This is a genomic window from Phormidium tenue FACHB-1050 (assembly GCF_014696925.1).
Taxonomy (GTDB): domain Bacteria; phylum Cyanobacteriota; class Cyanobacteriia; order Pseudanabaenales; family Pseudanabaenaceae; genus Pseudanabaena.
In genome coordinates this window covers 1-18,848 of record NZ_JACJQY010000069.1, presented here as the reverse complement: position 1 = coordinate 18,848, position 18,848 = coordinate 1, and the positions used below count along the sequence as shown (strand labels likewise).

Genomic DNA, 18,848 nt, shown 5'->3' with positions numbered 1-18,848 from the left:
GTCTGTCCCTGTAAAAATATGGAACACTTTCCCACATTCCCGACACTTGTATTTGACGATTGGTGTACGTTGGCGATCGTGTGGCGCTTGTCCCACTGGTATTGCGTGTCCATTGGGACAATACAATCCTTTCGGATGTAGAATTTCTAATAACCATTCATAGCAGGCTTGCTCATCTAACAATTCCGTCAGGGGAAATTTGATCATGGCATCTCTATCGATTCATGAAAATGACTCCCTCCTATTTTGCCATTTCACCTGCTTCCCCATATGAGCGACTCATGTAACTCATCCGCCGAGATCATCCCATCACCATCAGACTCCGCCGCCCCCGACTCAATCCCCTGAACGATGTAATTCGTGTAGAGCGACAGTTCCCCCTCCTTATCCTCATAGGATTTCTGAGTCGAGGTTGAAGAAGTCAACACCACACTCCCCTCCACCTCAAGCTGTGGCTTCAGATTGATATCCGCACTCTTCGCCAGCCAACCCTCTGCAAACGCCCCACTATAGCAACAGTCCAAAATCAAAACATGATTTGTTTGATAGCCATGCTCCCGCATTCTTTCTTGGATAAAACTAGCTGGTACAGCATCAGCCTCAAAATTATCTTTGCTCGTGATACGAGTAGCGAGATAAAGCTTGCCTTCATCATTAGCGATCCCATGCCCCGAAAAATACAATAACCGCAAATCACCCTTCGGGCAATTTTTAAACAACAAATGGATACCCATTTGCATTGTAGTCAAATCAGGATCGATCAGCGTCTTGACCTCATCAAAAGCCCCAAGCTCAGAACTTTCCAACACGCGCAACATCGCCGCCACATCCTTTGGTGCAGCCGCAAGGGGTGGCAAACCCGCCTCATACTGACTTACGCCAATCAGTAGAGCCTTCTTAGCCATTGGCAACATCCCCACGCAGAGCAGCTTGCAAATCAATAGCCGCTTGTTTGGCTTGAGCGATCGCCTTTTCACCAGTGCCTTTAATCGTCACTTCGCGATCGCCAATTTTCACATGCACTTCAATCGGCTTTTCCGCAAATTTCTCACCAACAAAACCAAAAAAGCTGATCACTTTGTCGAACTTAACCTCAGCCGTCAACGCCCCAACCAGTTTGTCAATACCGCCTTTACTACCAACTTCAGAGCCAAGGTCATCAGTGCGTTCTAGGCTCTCCGCATCACCCTGTTCTCGCAGCTGCTTCAATAATTTCTTGGTAAACTCTTGGCGTTCGTAGTCATCCAAATTGGGAGCGTCTAGCGCAAAAGTAACTTCAACTAACGATTCGCTCACCGCAAAAGCTCCAAGAATAATTTGCTAATAACAAATATAAACTGAAATTTACTTTTAAAAGTTAGCAAAGATTAATTCGATTGCCATTAATGCGATCGCGTCCGATTTTGAATGCATCTTGGTAATTACGCATATGCCACAGATGAAAGAAGCCTTTAACACATTGATTGAAGTATCAAAGAGTGATCAAGGTTCCACTGTTCAATTAGTTGGCTAAATTACAATTTAAAGTTAAAGCGTCCATTCACTTTTTCACCCTTAATATCCGTGAGAATTGCAATTTTGTATTCTCCTGAAGCGTTGGTTGGTAAGTTGGTGGCGTAATGTCTATTAGGCGCATCATAGGCGAGATCATAGGATTTTTGAGAACCATCGGGAAACTGAACTTGGGCTGCCACTTTAGCATCGGGAATTGCTTCGTGGGTATCTCCTGTTTGCAAGAAGAAGTCGAGATGAATATTATTTTCTTCTTTAACCATTAACAGTTCCAAATGATAAGCACCAGCCTCAACGACTTGTCCACCCTGATTGGGTTTGCCATGATTTTCTGGTTTTTTATCAGCTTTAGAGTCTATTTTAGCGACAGTTTGAGGACTTGGTTCTGTTGTGGTGGCAGCGTTGGGGCTTGTTGTGGGGCTAGTCGGGCTATTGCTGCAAGCAGCTAGGATATTTGCAAAAATAATACCAATGAGCAGAAGTTTAGGCGATCGCATATAAATAGAGTTCCTTTTAAAAGATTGTGTGAGATTTTAAAGCTTTGAAGCTTGTATTTCCTGTGTAGCAGGAGATACAAGCTCTGTTTTTTGTTTGGGCTTGAGGTACTTCCAAAATTGAGAATATAAAGCTGGTAATACCAACAAAGTTAAGGCGGTAGATGTGAATAGCCCACCCAGAACCACAATTGATAAGGGTTGGAGTAACTCCTTCCCCGCACCACCTGCTATCACTAGCGGCGCTAATCCTAATGCGGAAGTAAATGCGGTCATCAGAATCGCGTTGAGTCGTTCCATCGATCCTTGAATCAGTAAGTCTCTTAGGGGCATTCCTGATGCAAATTTGGTGTTGTAGTTATCGACTAACAATAAGCCATTGCGAGTAGCAACCCCAAACAAGGTCACAAATCCTACTAATGAAGCGATCGACAAAACTCCTCCCGTTAAAGCTACGGCAATCACGCCGCCCACTAGGGCTAACGGTAAATTAATCATAATCATCACCGTGGATGCGACGGATTTCACCGAAAGATACATAATTACGGTGATGGCAACAAAGGCGATCGCGCTAAATAGCACAATATTTTGAGATGCTCTCCCTTCCGCTTCAAATTGTCCTGCATATTGGATGTAGTAACCCGTAGGGATTTGGACTTGTTCCTTGACTTTTGCTTGAATATCGCTGACCACAGATCGCAAATCTCGCCCCTGTGCGTTAGCCGCGACCACCAGTAATCGAGAGACATTCTCGCGGTTAATTGTATTGGCTCCCTTCCCATCGATCAGCTTTGCTACTTGAGCTAGGGGGATTTTATTGCCATCGGATGTATCAACCATTAAATTAGCGATCGCATCTAAGCTTTGACGGGATTCAGGCTTCAGCCATACGACTAGATCAAAAGTTTGCTGCTGCTCTAAAACTTGAGAAACTACCTTTCCATTCAGAGCCGTCTCAATGGTTTCCGAAAGCTTCCCAATCGTTAATCCATACCTTGCCGCCGCCATGCGATCGAACTGAATTTGAACTTGCTCCACAGGAATCTGCGGTTCCAGTTGCAGATCGACTACCCCTTCAACCGATCGCATTACATCATTTACCTGCTGACCCAGTATCCGCAGTTGCTCTAGTTCAGTACCAAATATTTTGACAGCGATCGCGCTTCTTACCCCTGATAACACTTCATCCATGCGATGCGAAATAAATCCACCCACATTCGGAGCCGCGCCAATTACTTTCCCAAACTCTTGGCGCAATAAATCGATACTGGCTCTGCGATCCTTCATGCCAGCTTCACTCAACTCCACATCGACGTGCGCCAAGTTCACCCCTGCGGCATCGGCATCCCCTTCGGCTCTCCCCGATCGCACTTGAACATTGAGAAAGTTAGGATTGTCTTTTAGCTTATTTTCTAGGACTGAGCCTGCGCTATTGGTTGCCTCTAGGGAGGAGCCAGGGTAGAGCAGTAATGTATTGACTAGAGACTGCTCCTGAAATTCTGGCAAAAAGATGCGCCCAAAGGATGGCACAACGATCGCTGATATCAGTAAGCTTGCCGCCGCAATGCCAATAATAATTTGCGATCGGCGCATCGCAAATTTGATGAGCGGTAAATATAATTTTTTAAAAAATCGCGCTACCCAAGGTTCACGTTCGGGTAAATGTCCATAGGGCAGCAAAATTGCACAAAGAGCAGGCGTAACCGTAAGCGCCACAAAACTAGATGCTAATACTGCGGCTAAGTACCCCAAACCCATCGGAATAAAAATACTACCTTCGACACCCGTGAGCGCAAAGATCGGTGAAAAGACAACTATTGTGATAATCGTGGCTCCAAATACGGAATCGCGTACTTCCTGACAGCCATCAAAAACCACACCTAAAACGGGGCGAGGATGGTCGGAATGCTTATTTTCGCGTAGGCATCGGTACACATTTTCGGCATCAACGATCGCATCATCCACTGCCGAACCGATCGCCACTGCTAAACCACCCAAGGTCATCGTGTTTAAGCCTTGTCCCAACCAGTTCAGCGCTAACACTCCAATCAACAAAGACAAAGGTAAGGCGGCTAAACATACAGCTAAGTTCCGCCAATTCATCAAAAATGGAATTAAAACTAGAGCCACAATAATACTACCTTCGATTAAGGCTGCTTTAACATTCTCAATCGACGCATCAATGTAAGCTTCTTGACGGAAAGTAGTTTCCACTTGAATACTGGTGGGCAGTCCTGCTTTTAACTCATTCATGGCAGCTTCTACAGCACGGGTCACTGTGGGCGTATCCGCTTGCGGTTGTTTATTGATGATTGCTACCACTGCCTTCTGAGTGTTCACACTGGCATCACCACGCTTCACCGCCGCCCCAATTTTCACATCGGCAATATCGCTAATTCTTATAGGCACACCATTACGAGCCTTAATTACTGATTGTTTGAGAGCCTCAATATCCTCAATGCGCCCAATGCCGCGAATCAATTTTTCGCGATCGGGCGTAATCAAATATCCCCCCGCAGCATTCACATTTGCCGCCGTCACTGCATCCGATACATCTTGCAGTGAGACGTTAAAAGCTTGTAATTTTTCAGGAGAAACAAGCACTTGATATTGACGCACATCCCCACCAAAAACAATTACCTGCGCCACTCCTGGCACTGCTAACAATCGGTTAGTGACTTGCCAATCCACAAGTCGCCGAGTTTCCATTAAGTCATTATTTTTCGATGTGAATGCATAGGTAAGAATTGTGCCGATGGGTGAACTAATGGGAGCAATTTGTGGAGTCTCGACTGATGCTGGCAATTTACTCCTTGCAGACTGTAATCGCTCTGTTACTAACTGTCTAGCTTGATAAATATCCGTTCCCCAATTAAAAATTACGCGCACAACTGAGATGCTAGCTGCACTCGAAGACCTCACTGCACTCACGCCAGCAGTGCCATTAATCGCACTCTCAATGGGCAATGTCACCAGTGATTCCACTTCTTCGGGCGCTAATCCTGCGGCTTCGGTTTGGATTTCAACTTGCGGTGGTGCAAAGGGGGGAAACACATCCAAAGGCATTTGGACGATTGTACGAAATATCCAAATACTAAGAATCATCGCTCCGACAATCACCAACCAATGGCGGGCGATCGCCCACTTAATAATAGAACTAAGCATAGTAATTCACTTAATGCGATTGATGAGGATGATTATCTGATTTTGGTATTTGTGTTGTTGGCTGGTGAGGCTCATAGTCAGTCAGGCTCAAGTCATTGAGAGACTTCTGAGGTAGGTAACCATTGGACATGAGCGCAAACCCCTTGCGCTTGCGACGATCTGCCCATAACATTCCTGCCCCAAATGTCCCTGCCATAATTACTCCTCCCACAGGAAGCGCAACCCACCAAGGAATTGAAGACTGAGGATTAGAGACTGATGCAGAGTTATTATCTCCATGATCATGATTGGACTTATTGTCACCCCGCAAAGATTGAGCATATAGCTGATTTGTGCGTTGAGTAACAATGCGATCGCCTTCAAACAATCCGCTTGTAACTTCCACTAACTCCCCCGAAGTTTTTCCCAAAACCACATCAACGGGCTGATAGGACTTCCCATTTTGCACAAATACAATCTGCTTGCCATTAGCTTCCACAACAGCCGCCGCAGGAATCGCTAAGGTTGATACAGATACATTATCCGTAAGAATTTCGATATTGGTAAACATACCAGCCTTCAACTGACCCTTAACATTGCCAATCTCTGCTTTCACAGCCACAACCCGAGTCTGTCCTTCTACAGCCGAACCAATCGTTGTGACTTTACCTTGAAATGCAGTATTTGAAGGCTGTCCCGCGATTTTTACTTGCACAGGTTGACCAATACGAATTTTGCTAATATCTTTCTCATAAATATTTGCACTAGCCAGAACTCTTTCATCATTGACAATCGTCATTAGCGGTTTACCCGCCTCTTCAACTGATTCACCAACAGTGGCTTCACGATCGCTTATAACTCCACTAATTGGTGCAGCGATCGTAATCGTGCCATTAGAGTTTGCGCTAGCCTCTAGCTGATTTAATCGGGCGGAGTAGGCGGCTGTACTGAGATCGACTTTAACCGAAGATACCTGTACATCGGCTTCTGCTTTTTCTAATTGTGATTGGGCTTCTAGCAAAGGTAAGCGACTTTCCGCTTTAGCTAGGGAGGCTCTTGCAGCAGCAAATTTTGCTTCTGATTCTTGTAGCTGTCGTCTAGCGATCGCCCCTGTCTCTAATAATTCTTTATCGCGCTCATAACGTTCTTTGTCTAGATTTAATTCAGTTTGAGCCTGACGGATAGCTGCTTCAACAACTAGCTTCTGACGTTCAAGATTTTGTTGGGCTAAACGTAAATTTGACTCAGAAGTTAGGACATTTCCGCTTGCATCTGCTTTTTTCTCTAGCGCACTAACTCGTAAATCTGCTAGTTCTGGACTAGAGAGAATCGCCACAGGTTGACCTGCTTGCACTAAAGTCCCTGGCTCCACTAACAAATTAACAATTGTTCCCTTGATTGGAGTGGTCACTTTTACTTGTTGGTTCGGCAAAGTCTCAATCTGCCCTGTGGTTTGAATACCAAATTTTAGGGGCTGTAGCTTTACAGTTTCTACTTTAATCCCCAGAGATTTAGCAACTTCATCCTCTATAGGTATTCCTGTCATCGGAGTCGTGTTAGCTCCCTTAAATTCATCGCCATGTCCAGCATGAGCCAGTGCGATCGCTGGGTTAGACAACAAAATCAAACTAAGAATCACTTTAAAAATAGGGACGCGAAGTCTTGTGGCTAATCTCATTTGCTTAATCTAACTTTTATACTCAAAATTTAAAGATTTTCACAGTAAGAAATGGCTACCCATTTCTTACTGTGGGTATTACTTGTCGTACCATGCTTTGCGCCATGCTTGCATTTGTTCAATTTCTACCTTTTGAGAATCGAGAATCTCTTGAGCGAGTTTCTGAATTTCAGGACGTTTTGACTTGGCGATCGCATCCTTTGCCATCACTAAAGCCCCATCGTGGTGAGGAATCATGGCTTCGATAAAGCGTAAATCAAATTGAGCATCTGCACTTCCCAAATCCATAGTCATCATCATGTTTTTACGAAATTCTGGACTCATCTCCATGGAGTGCTTCATGTCTTCATGCCACATCACTAACTTGTCTCCCGCCTTGGGATACCAAGCTTTGCGCCATTCACCCATCTGTGCAATCTCTTTTTCCTGCGCGGCAATAATCTCGTTAGCTAACTTCCGTAATTCAGGACGCTGAGAATTTTTTAAGACATCCTGTGCCATAGCGATCGCGCCTTGATGATGGGGTGTCATGCCATCAATAAACCGCAGGTCATATTCAGCATCAGCCACTCCCAAATCCATAGAATCATGGGACATCATGCCGCCTGAATGATTTATTGGTGATGGTTTACCTGTTTGCTTTTCGGTCTTTATTGTTTCGGGTTTTGCTGTTGTTATCTCTGCTGATGTTTGAGTACTAGCTGTACAAGCCGCCAAGTTACCACTTGCTGCCGCTAAAACTAGTAAAGCTGAGGCAAATTGACGTTTTGCAGTAAATAACATAGTCATATCTTGAACAGTGCTTAGGATTCTTACACTGTAGTGTTTCACAAGAAAATGAAATGAGCATGAAAAATAAATCCAAGAAGTAATGATTAACTCGAATTGCACCACTAATACCAATTCACGAAAGTGTGTCAACACTTTTGTGAATCAAAAACCAAGCCCAGTAAGGGTTTTAAACACACAAAATGGCTATGCCATTTTGTGTTTTGGTATAACTCGATCTAGTAGGTTGCGGAGATGGTGGCTCAATGCGATCGCTTGACTGCTTGGACAAGTCTATGTATGTGGGCATTGGTCAGCTAAACAGGGATAGGTGCTGAAACGCCCATTTCATGCTGACTAAAAAGACTCAAATACGTCGATCACGCTTTAACTGTCGAGTGCCCTTAACTTTATTAAGCTTAATGTAGCGTAATATTAAGCTCGGAGCCGTTTAATTCAAATTATGAATGCTAGTCAATCTGCTGAACCAACCGATCGCCAAATTTCCAGTCAACTTATCCTTGAGTCGCGTAACATTTTCGCGGGATATGTCGATGGAGTTGATATCTTGCAAGGTGCGAATTTGTCAGTGTATGAAGGCGAACTTGTTACTGTGATTGGCTCCAATGGCGCAGGCAAATCAACCTTAGCCAAAGCAATTTTTGGTTTAGTGCCAGTGCGATCGGGCGAAATATTATTTGGCGATCGCTCTTTAGTTGGGCTTAGCCCTGAACAAATTGTGCGCTATGGAATTAGCTATGTACCGCAAATTGCGAATGTCTTTCCATCCCTAAGTGTGTCGGATAATCTTGACATGGGCGCTTATACTCGCGAAGGCAATATCACCGCAGTTAAAGACAAAATTTATACAACTTTTCCTGTATTAGCAAAGCGTCGTAACCAGCGAGCAGGGACACTTTCGGGCGGTGAGCGACAGATGCTTGCCATGGGACGAGCGATGATGCTGGAGCCGAAGTTATTGATTTTAGATGAACCTTCGGCAGCACTATCACCGATATTGGTTCAGGATATTTTTAATTTAATTCAGCAGATTAATCAAACAGGAACATCAATTATTTTGGTGGAGCAGAATGCGCGTAAGGCTCTAGCGATCGCTGATCGTGGTTATGTAATGCATTTGGGCAAAGACGAGTTTACGGGTAAGGGTACAGATTTATTGAATGATCCTGAAGTTGCTGAGTTGTATTTGGGGATGGGGCATTTTGGCAAAACACCAAAGGACATATCCAACAGCGCTTAAATCAAAACCTTCTCTTGGTTTTGATTTAATTGGTAATTGAGATCTGGAATACATTGCGATCGCCTATCTAATCGTTACACTATTAAATTAAGGCTTTTTTGTAGAGGAATTTCATGTCAGTCATAGAGGTAAAGCTTTCGTTTGAGGAACTAACTAAAGCCCAAACATATTTGCAAAAGTTAGGACTATATGACGGTGAAGTGGATGGCATCTATGGCAGATTATCGGAGGCGGCTTTTGTGCAGTTTGCCAATGCCCTGAGCATCGATACGATTTTAGATGCTAATTCCCGCTTAATTACCAATGAACTCTTGCAGATACCTGCGGTAGTAAGGCATTTGCTTAAGATTATTGGCGATGGCGATCGCTTATTTCCAAAATTTACCAATGCTCAGCGAATTTTTGTAAATATGGGGCAAGCAGACTCTAACTATCTAGGGTTTCTTGATCGGGGGATCAATGGTTGTATTGCAGGTTCTAAAAAAGGTTTACCAAACCGTAACTTTGCGCCATCACCACTGTTAAGCCATATCCCCGCCTATCCAGATCGCCTTGCTAGTTTGCCTGACGGCGTAAACATTGTTTCCTATGGAGATGTTGCCATGCTGGCTGGTACTCAGGTGCGAGTGCGCTTTCGTCCATACCCTGCGATCGGCGTAATTCCCAATATTGAGAACATTGGGCTAGAGTTTCTCCATAGCAGCATCCAAGAAGCTTGTATTTGTATCGGCAGTATTGTCAATGGACAAATGCTGTCGCGTTGGATCGGGCGAAATCCTTTACGCAATGTTCAGTTTTGGAGTTCAACCAAGATTGTGCCATTACTCTACACCATCTGTACCGCTAATCAAGTACAACCAAATCAGGCGATCGCCAACTGTGCGATCGCCGATTCCCAAGGTAATAAAACACCGCGCACCTTTGCGGAAATGGCACAGCGCATTTGTGCTTATGAGGAGTCCAATGGTATGACCTCCAACGGCTTGTCGGCAATGTTTAAGCAATTTACGAATCCTCTAGGTTTACAGGATTGGCTCAAAAAAATCACAGGTAATCAAAAGCTCTCTTTTCAAGGACGCTACGGTGAAGTTCCTTATATTGAACAGCCTATTTTGCGAGATCCCACGGGTAGAAATATAATTAGTGGCGTAAAAGAGCAACATCGTGGCGACAATTTAATTTCGGCATATGACCTAACGCGAATTATTTCTCAAATTGCATGGCATCGGCACATAGCACCTGCCAATCGTTTACCCGCTGCTCAGTGGCATAGTCTCAGTGCTTTGATTAATGCGATGGGTCAAGATACAGCCAGATATGTTGATGCGGCGATCGTCTCATTGGGGTTGTCATATTTTATTGACAATCCTGTGGTGATCTCCAAAATGGGCTTTGGATACAGCGATCAACGTAAACAAACTGAGCTGACCTATACAGCTTGTATCCAGTTTGTCGATCGCCTTGCTACATCCCATGATATGCCTTTACCAAAGTTGCGATCGGTTAATATGACTTTACGCGCTGTCCTAAATCTTCAAGATCCTGTGCGTGAAGCTTTAGAAATTGATGCGAGAATGGCTGCTACAGTTGCCGAGATTTTGCGTAGGATTGTAACAGAAGAGCTAATCTAGCAAATTTATACCAAAGCAGAAAATGGCATAGCCATTTTCTGCTTTTAAAAAACCTAAGAGCATGTTTGAGAAGTCTTGCTTTAGCCCCCCTAGCCCCCCAATTCTGGGGGGAAGTAGATTAAAATACCCCAGAATTGGGGGATTTAGGGGGCTAAAATATTGGCTTTATACCAAAACACAAAATGGCGTAGCCATTTTGTGAATTAAAAACCCTTACTGGGTTTGGTTTTTAATTCACAAAAGTGTGAAGATACTTTTGTGAATTGGTATTTAGTACGGCGATCAAAATTTTTGAGTTCGCAGGTCACGCGGGATTGAAATATACAATGCAAAAACAACGTGCTTTATCTGCTGTCGGGCTGTGGTGGCGATGGGTATTAGCGACCATAATCGGTGCAGTGATCGGCAATATATTTGGGATCGCTGCTTGTTTGGCGGGAGTTTATTACCTCAGCGATCGCCTGATGGATCTCCGCGTTTGCGATACAGGATTTGGGAGTCTCAACTGTCCTGTTTCAACTGGCATTGTCAGTGGTGCGATCATGGTTGGCGTATTTGTGAGCTTGATGCAATATCTAGTCTTACGCCGATTTTTTAAATCTCCTATATGGTGGATTTTAGTAAGTACCTTTGGTTGGACTTGGATTGGTTTTGCAGCCACAAGTTTAGCGTTTACAGCCCAATTTGGATTTGCGATCAATCCTGACGGTTCTTTTACGGCAAGTAATATTATTGATCGCATCCCGTTATTAGCAGTTAATTCTCTATGGCTAGTTTTAGCAGGAACCACCCTGGGCATTTTGCAATGGCTAGTCCTTTGGAACGGTCGAAACACTAAATTTCCTGATGCTAAATTCTTAAAGGGGCGATCGCTGCTATGGATTGTGGTTAATGTGGTTTTAGTAACATGCATGGCAGTCGCGCTCATTACCACTTTTCGTGGTCAAGGTAATCTCTACGGAATCCTACTATTCTTCCTAGGATTTACTCCTTTTTATGCCACGATTACGGGGGCAACCCTTGTCAAAATGCATCTACACAAGTTACCAAAAGTTAATGAAAAAGTGGATGCTAATTATCCATCACCATCACCTTCAAGTGAAGGAATTAAGGAACCAGATTTTTGATAGCGTGGCTTAGTCACTCCATCAAAAATCTGGTTCGGAGTAGATCTGAGTAGCCCTGAGCGAATAGAAAAACTTTTGCTTACCATTTTCCGCCATTTGTGCTGTGCGAAGCGCGGCGCAAATGGCTATATCGAACTCACGTTAAAATAGAGAATTAATGTCGAACTTACCGCCTGAAGTTACCAAACTGCGATCGCAACTCACCGAAGCAACTTCGATTAACCTTGTCGATAATATCCAATTTTGTCTGGTCTCCACTAGCTTTACTAGCGAAGTAGTATTGACTAGCTATGTCTGTGAAGGTCTGAGCAAAGATGGTGTTAGCAAAGACGATCAAGATCCTCCTATTTTGCTATTGCATGGTTTTGACAGTTCTCTATTAGAGTTTCGCCGACTACTTCCAAAACTGGCTACTTCACGCCAAACTTGGGCGATGGATTTATTTGGCTTCGGTTTAACTGAGCGTCTAGTGAATAGTCAAGTTAGCCCCGCACTAATCAAGGAGCATCTTTACTATTTCTGGAAAACGGCGATCTCTAAACCAATTATTCTTGTCGGTGCATCGATGGGCGGTGCAGCAGCGATCGACTTTACACTTACCTATCCTGATGTGGTGAAAAAGTTGATTTTGATTGGCAGTGCAGGAATGCGAAAGGGAACGGCGGCTGGTAAATTTCTTGTGCCACCGTTAGATCGGATGGCAACGGATTTTTTACGTAGTCCCAAAGTCCGCCGTGAAGTTAGCCTCAAGGCTTATGCTGATCCCCGTTTTGTGACAACCGATGCTGAGGTTTGTGCATCGTTACATTTAGCCATGCCCCGTTGGAGTGAATCCCTAATCGCATTTACCAAAAGTGGTGGCTATGGCTCCTTTGCTGATCAATTAAAGTATTTGTCAACAGAAACTCTAATTCTCTGGGGCGATCGCGATCGCATTCTCGGCACAAAAGATGCTGCTAAGTTCCAATCAATTATTCCCAATAACAAGCTCGTTTGGATCGAAAATAGCGGACATGTTCCGCATCTGGAACAGCCTGAAATCACAGCCCAACAGATCCTCAAGTTTATTTAACCTCACCCCTAGCCCCTCTCCTTGCAAAGGAGAGGGGAACAAGAAAAATTCAATTCTATGAATATTATTGTGATCGTGCTTTCGGGTGGTAAAAGCTCAAGGATGGGGAAAGATAAAGCTTTATTAGAAATTAATGGCGAAACTCTCTTATCTAAAACCTGTCGAACGGCTCTACAAGTTTCTGAGGATGTTTATGTAGTGACGCGAAGTCAAGAGCAATATCAGAAAGCGATCGCCCCAGATTTATCGCAATTGTCAATGGTATTAGATCAGCAATTTGATGGCGCATTAGTTGGCTTTTGGCAGGGGCTTCAGGCGATCGCTAGTCCTGTTGATTGGATTTTATTACTTGCCTGTGATTTACCAAATCTGCAAGGTGATCTTCTGCAATTTTGGGCTAGTCAGTTAGCAAATTTACCTGAAACTGCGATCGCCTATTTACCACGTTATATAGATGAACATTCGCGCAAGCAATGGGAGCCTTTATGTGGCTTCTACCGTTGGTCATGTCAAGATTTTCTCAAAGAATTTATGTCAAATGGTGGGCGATCGTTTCAGAAATGGTTAAGTAATCAAGAAGTTGCTGAGATTGTAAATGTCCCTTTCGACATGCTATTTAACTGCAATACTCCAGAAGATTTTCACTCAATAAAATAAAGGCGCACCCAAAGGGTGCGCCTTTATTTTTATGTAATTACTGTCGGGCGATCGCGTCCTGTTAAAGTCTTGATCTGCGCGATTTGATCGGCAATCTCAATCAACTCCTTCAGAGCTTCTTGAGTATCAAGATTGTGTTTCGCAATATTTGGTTCGTAACTCTCAACATAGAGTCTGAGAGTTGCGCCTTCAGTGCCAGTACCCGACAGACGCAATACTATGCGCGAATCATCGGTGAAGCCAATTCTTACACCTTGCTTGCTGCTGACACTGCCATCAACGGGATCGGTGTAGCTAAAGTCATCACAGAATGCAACTTCATAATTGCCAAATTTCTGGCTGGGTAAATCAGCAAATTTTGCGCGGAGATTATTGATCAGGGTGTTGGCGCGATCGCTATCGACTCCTTCATAATCATGACGCGAATAGAAATTACGTCCATAAAGCTGCCAATGTTCCTTAACGATTGCTTCAACCGATTGCTGACGCGCCGCCAAAACATTGAGCCAGAATAGTACCGCCCAAAGTCCATCCTTTTCGCGGACATGATTGGAGCCAGTACCAAAGCTTTCTTCGCCGCAGAGTGTCGCTTTACCAGCATCCAACAAATTGCCGAAGAACTTCCAACCCGTAGGCGTTTCGTAGCATTCAATGCCTAAACGGGCGGCTACGCGATCGGGCGCTTGGCTGGTGGGCATGGAGCGGGCAATACCGGCCAGTCCACCTTTATAGGCTGGGACATGGTGAGCATTGGCGGCGAGAATTGCTAAGCTGTCGCTAGGGGTAACAAAGAATTTGCATCCTAAAATCATGTTGCGATCGCCATCGCCATCGGAAGCTGCACCGAAGTCAGGAGCATTTTCACCATAAAGTACTTCGACGAGATCATGGGCATAGACCAAGTTCGGATCTGGATGTCCACCACCGAAGTCTTCGAGGGGTACACAACATAGCAAAGCACTCGCAGGTGCGCCAAGGCGATTAACCAAAATTTCTTGGGCATAGGGGCCAGTTACTGCGTGCATACCATCGAAGCACATCCGAAAATTTGGTGATGCGAGTAATAGTTTGATGCGATCAAAATCAAATAACTCACCCATTAGTTCCGCATAGTCAGCAACGGAGTCGATCACAGCGATCGTGGTATCACCTAATTGAGATTCACCGATTTGGTCAAGATTGAGGTCATCAGCTTCCAGAATCTTATATTCAGTGATGCTCTTAGTAATGTTGTAGATTGCATCGGTGATTTTCTCAGGTGCGGGGCCACCGTTGCCAGTGTTGTATTTGATCCCAAAGTCGCCATCTTTGCCTGCGGGGTTGTGACTAGCTGAGAGAATAATGCCACCAAAAGCTTTATGTTTGCGAATGATACATGAAGCCGCAGGTGTGGATAAGATGCCGCCACGTCCAACTAAAATTTTGCCAAAGCCATTTGCCGCAGCCATTTTCAGAATCACTTGGATCGCGTGGCGATTGTAATAGCGTCCATCGCCGCCGACAACGAGGGTATGTCCTTGAAACCCTTCGAGGCTATCAAAGATTGATTGAACGAAGTTTTCGAGATAGTTAGGAGTTTGAAAAACGGTAACTTTTTTTCTAAGCCCTGAAGTGCCGGGCTTCTGGTCAGAAAATGGGGAGGTGGAAACGACTTTTATGCTCATTAAACTTGCAATCTAAGAATGCTTTAAAAAATGCTGGAATGCCCATACCTTTAGGCTTGCTTTAATTCTACGAGGCATTGGTTAGCAATATCATAAAAATAATCTATCTGTTGGAAATTAAAATTCAACCAAGTAATTAAGCGCTGGTTTCAGCAAAAAACAATTAATCGTATTTAAAAAGAGAATTTGCGGTGCAGAGCGCTGCAATGGGAGTGAAACAGAACTAGAAGAGGATAAATTATTGAAATTTGACACCAATGAATTTATCGTCTACTATTGGCATTGCACTAACTACGAACGGAGAACGTGCAAGGGACAAACAATGCAAAAGCAAGGTAAAAACTTATTTATCACTGACGATGGCGGTAAAGCGCTTGGGAAATTTGTTCGAGACTATCGCATGGGCTTATCTCCTGAAATGCGATTAGAGGATCTGGCGGACAAAATTATCAAAGAAACGGGCTACGAAACCTGCTCGATTTCAACCCTTTCCAAATTCGAGACTGGTAAGATGAAATTCAGTACCGATCTTTGTATGGCGATCGCTACAGTACTAAAAATCAAGCATCCGCTGGAGGAAAGGTACTATGAAGGATGGGACTTTGAAGAGGCAGCGCGAGAAAATGTTGATCTCATTACTGGATTACCACCAAAGAAAAAGAGGGGCAAATGATGATTTGGTAAAGGGTCTTAGTTAATCATTTGTGCGATCGCTATTCTTGTAAAACCCAAAAAGATAAAGGCGGCGCGAAGCGCCACCTTTATCTTTTTGAATCATAAAATTTAGGCAGCAACACCTGAAGCGATCACACTTTGATCAACCACATTGGTAACATCAATTAATTCTGACTCAAAACTGACTTGGGCGCGATTAGTTTTACCGCCAACGTAGAGGCGATCGCCAACTTGCAACGCCCATACCTGTGAGTGACTGACATAGCTCATGATTACGCCTAGCATTAATAAGCCAAATCCTGCATAAACAATCGGAATTCCAGGGTCAGCTTTGATTTGTAACCCAGTACTACCGATCGCCTCTTTTAAGGTAAAGGTCACACCATTAACTTCAGCGCTTTGATTGGTTCGCACTGTAGTTAGGAGATTTCCCTTCTCGTCATAGATCAGAAAAGTACCTTGCAAATCGGGCGTAATTAATGTAATTCCAGCACTCAAATCAGGCTTGGTCGGAATCCATGTTCCCCACACTTGACGACCACCATTTTGCGATTCTAATTTACTTACAGGCAATTGCAAAATCGGGCTATTGTTGAAGGTAAATCTGATCGCGTGAATATCCCAGTTCGCCTGATAGAAGCTGACACCTTTATATTTAAGTGGTTTATTCACATGAATAGTTTCGCGATCAACTTCCTTACCATCCCGATCAAGAACAGATAAATCCGAATAGAACTGATCGATACTTCCCTTGGGTGTGTAATCAATCCAAAAGCGATTGACTCTCACTGACCAATCTTTGGGAACTTGATTGGCAGACCAAGCACCCGCCTCAGTGATATTTTTAACCTGAAAGGTCTCTCCACTAGGAACCATTTCCTGCGCGATGAAACCAGTCAGCGATCCCCAAATTGAACCAACTAAGACAAGCAACATGCTGGCATGAACCACAATTGGTCCAATTCTGCCTATTAGCCCTTTTCGCGCATACAGGCGATCGTCTGCTTGATAAACCTTATAGTTTTTACTTTGCAGAGACTGCGCCAAATCATTCAAATTACCACCAATGATTTCCGTAGCAAGGGGAAGTTTTACAAAGCTTTGGGGTTTGGTGTAGTAAAACCAACGTTTGGAAGCTTTGAGAATTGGTAATTGACGGTTGAAGGTGCAAGCAGTGAGGCTTGTCCCAAATAGGATTAATAAAGCCAGAAACCACCAGCTACCATAGACATGCTCTAATCCGATCGCCAAAATTACTTTGTATGACAAAAATCCAAATAGGGCTGGATGTTCAGGATAGTTTTCGCGATAAAAATCGATGGTTTGTCCCTGCTCGATCACTGTGCCGAGGATGCTAAATAAAGCGATCGCTAATAATAGGGCGATCGCTACTTTGAGATTAGCCAGAAGCGCCACCACCTGATGTCGCCAAATTTGGTTTGCTTGGAATCGAATTTTTTGAAACACGTCACGTCTATAGTTACAGTTAGCTTTGATCTTAGCTTAACGTCAGTTCGACAAAAGTGGAAAATGGTAAGAATCGCTAGGCGATTCTTACCATTTTCAGCCATTTGCGGCGTGCTTCGCACGCCGCAAATGGCTATATCGAACTCACGTTAGCTTAGGTTGCCAGAAACTATAGCTGTCGCCAAGTGTATGAGGACATAAAACCCAAGAAGAGAATGGCAGCGCTTCGCGCTGCCATTCTCTTCTTGGGTTTTGCTTTTGACCTAACACAATCGACGGTAGCTATAGATCTGACCTTGAGATACAGTGATACTGATAAATTTGCGCTAAAGTTAAGCCAATATTGCAGAGATATTTAGGAACATAAGCATGTCACAGGGCAAAGAAACTACAGTTTTAGTATTGTCATTGCTAGTCACAGCAGGAATTGCAGGAGGTGGGTATTGGTTCTTTTCGCAACCAAAATCAGCAGTAGTATCTCCTACCGCTTCGCCTGAAGTATCCCCACAAGCAACCATAGGAACAACAACTCCTACACCAACAACTAGCCTGAACTTTGATACATCTTTGCCCAATCCTACTATTTTGGCGATTGATGGCAGTACGGCGATGGTGGCTTTGGTCAAGGATTTGCGTAATGCTTATAGTCAAATTAATCCCAACATCCCATCTACCTATGGGATTCCTGATGGCAATCCAACGGGATCAAATCAGGGATTAAAAAATCTCATTGATGGTAATGTGGCGATCGCCGCAACTTCACGTCCACTCAAAGCTGCTGAAGCTCAAGCAGGAATCCAATTAGTACCGATCGCGAAAGATGCGATCGCGGTATTCGTTGGTATTAACAATCCATTTAAAGGGAATTTAACCAAAGATCAAGTACGTGATATCTATCAGGGCAAAATTACAAATTGGTCTCAAGTTGGAGGCGCAAACCAACCAATTAGAGTGATCAATCGTGCTACCACAAGTGGAACTAGAGAAGCTTTTCAAGATCTTGTCTTACTTGGTCAAGGATTCCCACCAGATAGCCCTAACTTCATTACATGGAAACAAGATGAAACGACAGCAATCTTGCGTGATATAGGCGATAACGGCATTAGTTATGCCACTGTCTCACAGGTAGAAAAGCAAGAAATTGTTAGAATTGTGGCGATCGATGGGGTTGTTCCTACAGATGTTAATGCTGTCAAAGCTGGGAAATATCCAATTAGTCGGAATTTGTTTTTAGGTGTTAAGAAGACTACTAGCCCTGCATCTAAACAGTTTATTGAGTTTGCGCTTTCTCCTCAAGGGCAACAAATTATCCAAAGACTAGGATTTATTTCTGTGCAGTAGTCATTACAGTGCTTTGCGATCCCAACCAAAAGCTTTTTGAAAACTGTTGCACTATAACAAAAAAAGAGTTAGCTAGTACAAACCAAAACCCAAGAATCGAGTGGCGGCGCTTCGCGCCGCCACTCGATTCTTGGGTTTCCTAAGCAAAACTTGCTTTGATATATAGCTATAGCCACCTGTATCAGGACAAATCAAAACCTAAATAGTGTGAGGCGGCGCGAAGCGCCGCCTCACACTATTTGGGTTTTATGTCCTAAGGAATGAAAAACAAATAACTTGTGCAAATTAGGATAATCTCAGACAAAGAAAGAAAAGGAATAATTTTGGGTTATTACAGCGAAGAACTTGAGACAGAGA

Annotated in this window: 16 protein-coding genes; 7 read left to right on the top strand and 9 right to left on the bottom strand. The window is 43.9% G+C overall.

All coding sequences use genetic code 11. From position 1 onward, the window contains the following. The 7 genes from H6G05_RS23875 to H6G05_RS23845 all read right to left on the bottom strand — a co-directional run. Positions 1-207, bottom strand: a 207-nt coding sequence (locus H6G05_RS23875; RefSeq protein WP_190578217.1) for an IS1 family transposase, incomplete at its 3' end; no start/stop codon positions are given. 47 nt (positions 208-254) lie between these two features. Then, complete coding sequence (locus tag H6G05_RS23870) at positions 255-905, bottom strand: caspase family protein (RefSeq protein ID WP_190582302.1); 651 nt, start codon at positions 903-905, stop codon at positions 255-257. Next, on the bottom strand, positions 898-1,296 hold the full coding sequence (locus H6G05_RS23865; protein ID WP_190582300.1) for a hypothetical protein: 399 nt from the start codon (positions 1,294-1,296) through the stop codon (positions 898-900). Before H6G05_RS23865 ends, H6G05_RS23870 begins: the two co-directional genes overlap by 8 nt. A 218-nt stretch (positions 1,297-1,514) precedes the next feature. Next, positions 1,515-2,009 carry a hypothetical protein gene (locus tag H6G05_RS23860; RefSeq protein WP_190582298.1) on the bottom strand — a complete coding sequence of 165 codons (495 nt, stop codon included), beginning with the start codon at positions 2,007-2,009 and terminating at the stop codon, positions 1,515-1,517. Between the two features lie 36 nt (positions 2,010-2,045). Further along, a complete protein-coding gene (locus H6G05_RS23855) occupies positions 2,046-5,171 on the bottom strand; it encodes an efflux RND transporter permease subunit (protein ID WP_190582296.1) in 3,126 nt (1,041 codons plus the stop codon). Between the two features lie 10 nt (positions 5,172-5,181). Continuing rightward, a complete protein-coding gene (locus tag H6G05_RS23850) occupies positions 5,182-6,828 on the bottom strand; it encodes an efflux RND transporter periplasmic adaptor subunit (RefSeq protein WP_190582294.1) in 1,647 nt (548 codons plus the stop codon). A 78-nt stretch (positions 6,829-6,906) separates the two neighbouring features. After that, entirely contained in the window at positions 6,907-7,617 is a 711-nt protein-coding gene (locus tag H6G05_RS23845; RefSeq protein ID WP_242025793.1) for a DUF305 domain-containing protein, read from the bottom strand. Positions 7,618-8,059: 442 nt separating this feature from the next. Between H6G05_RS23845 and H6G05_RS23840 the strand changes: the two genes are divergently transcribed. The 5 genes from H6G05_RS23840 to H6G05_RS23820 all read left to right on the top strand — a co-directional run bounded on the left by H6G05_RS23840 (position 8,060) and on the right by H6G05_RS23820 (position 13,344). Further along, positions 8,060-8,857 (top strand): ABC transporter ATP-binding protein, encoded by a 798-nt coding sequence (locus H6G05_RS23840; RefSeq protein WP_190582292.1) that lies wholly within the window; start codon positions 8,060-8,062, stop codon positions 8,855-8,857. Positions 8,858-8,970: 113 nt separating this feature from the next. After that, a complete protein-coding gene (locus H6G05_RS23835; protein WP_190582290.1) occupies positions 8,971-10,488 on the top strand; it encodes a peptidoglycan-binding domain-containing protein in 1,518 nt (505 codons plus the stop codon). 326 nt (positions 10,489-10,814) lie between these two features. Beyond that, a complete protein-coding gene (locus H6G05_RS23830) occupies positions 10,815-11,615 on the top strand; it encodes a hypothetical protein (protein WP_190582289.1) in 801 nt (266 codons plus the stop codon). Between the two features lie 157 nt (positions 11,616-11,772). Further along, positions 11,773-12,687 carry an alpha/beta fold hydrolase gene (locus H6G05_RS23825; protein WP_190582287.1) on the top strand — a complete coding sequence of 305 codons (915 nt, stop codon included), beginning with the start codon at positions 11,773-11,775 and terminating at the stop codon, positions 12,685-12,687. A gap of 57 nt (positions 12,688-12,744) precedes the next feature. After that, positions 12,745-13,344 (top strand): molybdenum cofactor guanylyltransferase, encoded by a 600-nt coding sequence (locus H6G05_RS23820; protein ID WP_190582285.1) that lies wholly within the window; start codon positions 12,745-12,747, stop codon positions 13,342-13,344. Positions 13,345-13,373: 29 nt separating this feature from the next. On the opposite strand, the gene H6G05_RS23815 is transcribed toward H6G05_RS23820, so the two are convergent. Beyond that, positions 13,374-15,008, bottom strand: a complete 1,635-nt coding sequence (locus H6G05_RS23815; protein ID WP_190582283.1) for an alpha-D-glucose phosphate-specific phosphoglucomutase — start codon at positions 15,006-15,008, stop codon at positions 13,374-13,376. Between the two features lie 322 nt (positions 15,009-15,330). On the opposite strand from H6G05_RS23815, the gene H6G05_RS23810 reads away from it, so the two are divergent. Further along, positions 15,331-15,681 carry a helix-turn-helix domain-containing protein gene (locus H6G05_RS23810; protein WP_190582279.1) on the top strand — a complete coding sequence of 117 codons (351 nt, stop codon included), beginning with the start codon at positions 15,331-15,333 and terminating at the stop codon, positions 15,679-15,681. Between the two features lie 110 nt (positions 15,682-15,791). On the opposite strand, the gene H6G05_RS23805 is transcribed toward H6G05_RS23810, so the two are convergent. Further along, positions 15,792-17,150, bottom strand: a complete 1,359-nt coding sequence (locus H6G05_RS23805; protein WP_322096426.1) for a cytochrome c biogenesis protein — start codon at positions 17,148-17,150, stop codon at positions 15,792-15,794. Between the two features lie 369 nt (positions 17,151-17,519). Between H6G05_RS23805 and H6G05_RS23800 the strand changes: the two genes are divergently transcribed. Then, positions 17,520-18,491 carry a phosphate ABC transporter substrate-binding protein gene (locus H6G05_RS23800; protein ID WP_190582277.1) on the top strand — a complete coding sequence of 324 codons (972 nt, stop codon included), beginning with the start codon at positions 17,520-17,522 and terminating at the stop codon, positions 18,489-18,491. The last annotated feature ends 357 nt before the right edge of the window (positions 18,492-18,848 follow it).

Excerpts from the sequence above, each read along its gene's own strand:
- H6G05_RS23855 (WP_190582296.1), bottom strand. The coding sequence starts at position 5,171 with ATGCTTAGTTCTATTATTAAGTGGGCGATCGCCCGCCATTGGTTGGTG.
- H6G05_RS23835 (WP_190582290.1), top strand. The coding sequence starts at position 8,971 with ATGTCAGTCATAGAGGTAAAGCTTTCGTTTGAGGAACTAACTAAAGCC.
- H6G05_RS23825 (WP_190582287.1), top strand. The coding sequence starts at position 11,773 with ATGTCGAACTTACCGCCTGAAGTTACCAAACTGCGATCGCAACTCACC.
- H6G05_RS23830 (WP_190582289.1), top strand. The coding sequence starts at position 10,815 with ATGCAAAAACAACGTGCTTTATCTGCTGTCGGGCTGTGGTGGCGATGG.
- H6G05_RS23870 (WP_190582302.1), bottom strand. The coding sequence starts at position 905 with ATGGCTAAGAAGGCTCTACTGATTGGCGTAAGTCAGTATGAGGCGGGT.
- H6G05_RS23840 (WP_190582292.1), top strand. The coding sequence starts at position 8,060 with ATGAATGCTAGTCAATCTGCTGAACCAACCGATCGCCAAATTTCCAGT.
- H6G05_RS23800 (WP_190582277.1), top strand. The coding sequence starts at position 17,520 with ATGTCACAGGGCAAAGAAACTACAGTTTTAGTATTGTCATTGCTAGTC.
- H6G05_RS23820 (WP_190582285.1), top strand. The coding sequence starts at position 12,745 with ATGAATATTATTGTGATCGTGCTTTCGGGTGGTAAAAGCTCAAGGATG.
- H6G05_RS23860 (WP_190582298.1), bottom strand. The coding sequence starts at position 2,009 with ATGCGATCGCCTAAACTTCTGCTCATTGGTATTATTTTTGCAAATATC.
- H6G05_RS23845 (WP_242025793.1), bottom strand. The coding sequence starts at position 7,617 with ATGACTATGTTATTTACTGCAAAACGTCAATTTGCCTCAGCTTTACTA.
- H6G05_RS23850 (WP_190582294.1), bottom strand. The coding sequence starts at position 6,828 with ATGAGATTAGCCACAAGACTTCGCGTCCCTATTTTTAAAGTGATTCTT.
- H6G05_RS23815 (WP_190582283.1), bottom strand. The coding sequence starts at position 15,008 with ATGAGCATAAAAGTCGTTTCCACCTCCCCATTTTCTGACCAGAAGCCC.
- H6G05_RS23810 (WP_190582279.1), top strand. The coding sequence starts at position 15,331 with ATGCAAAAGCAAGGTAAAAACTTATTTATCACTGACGATGGCGGTAAA.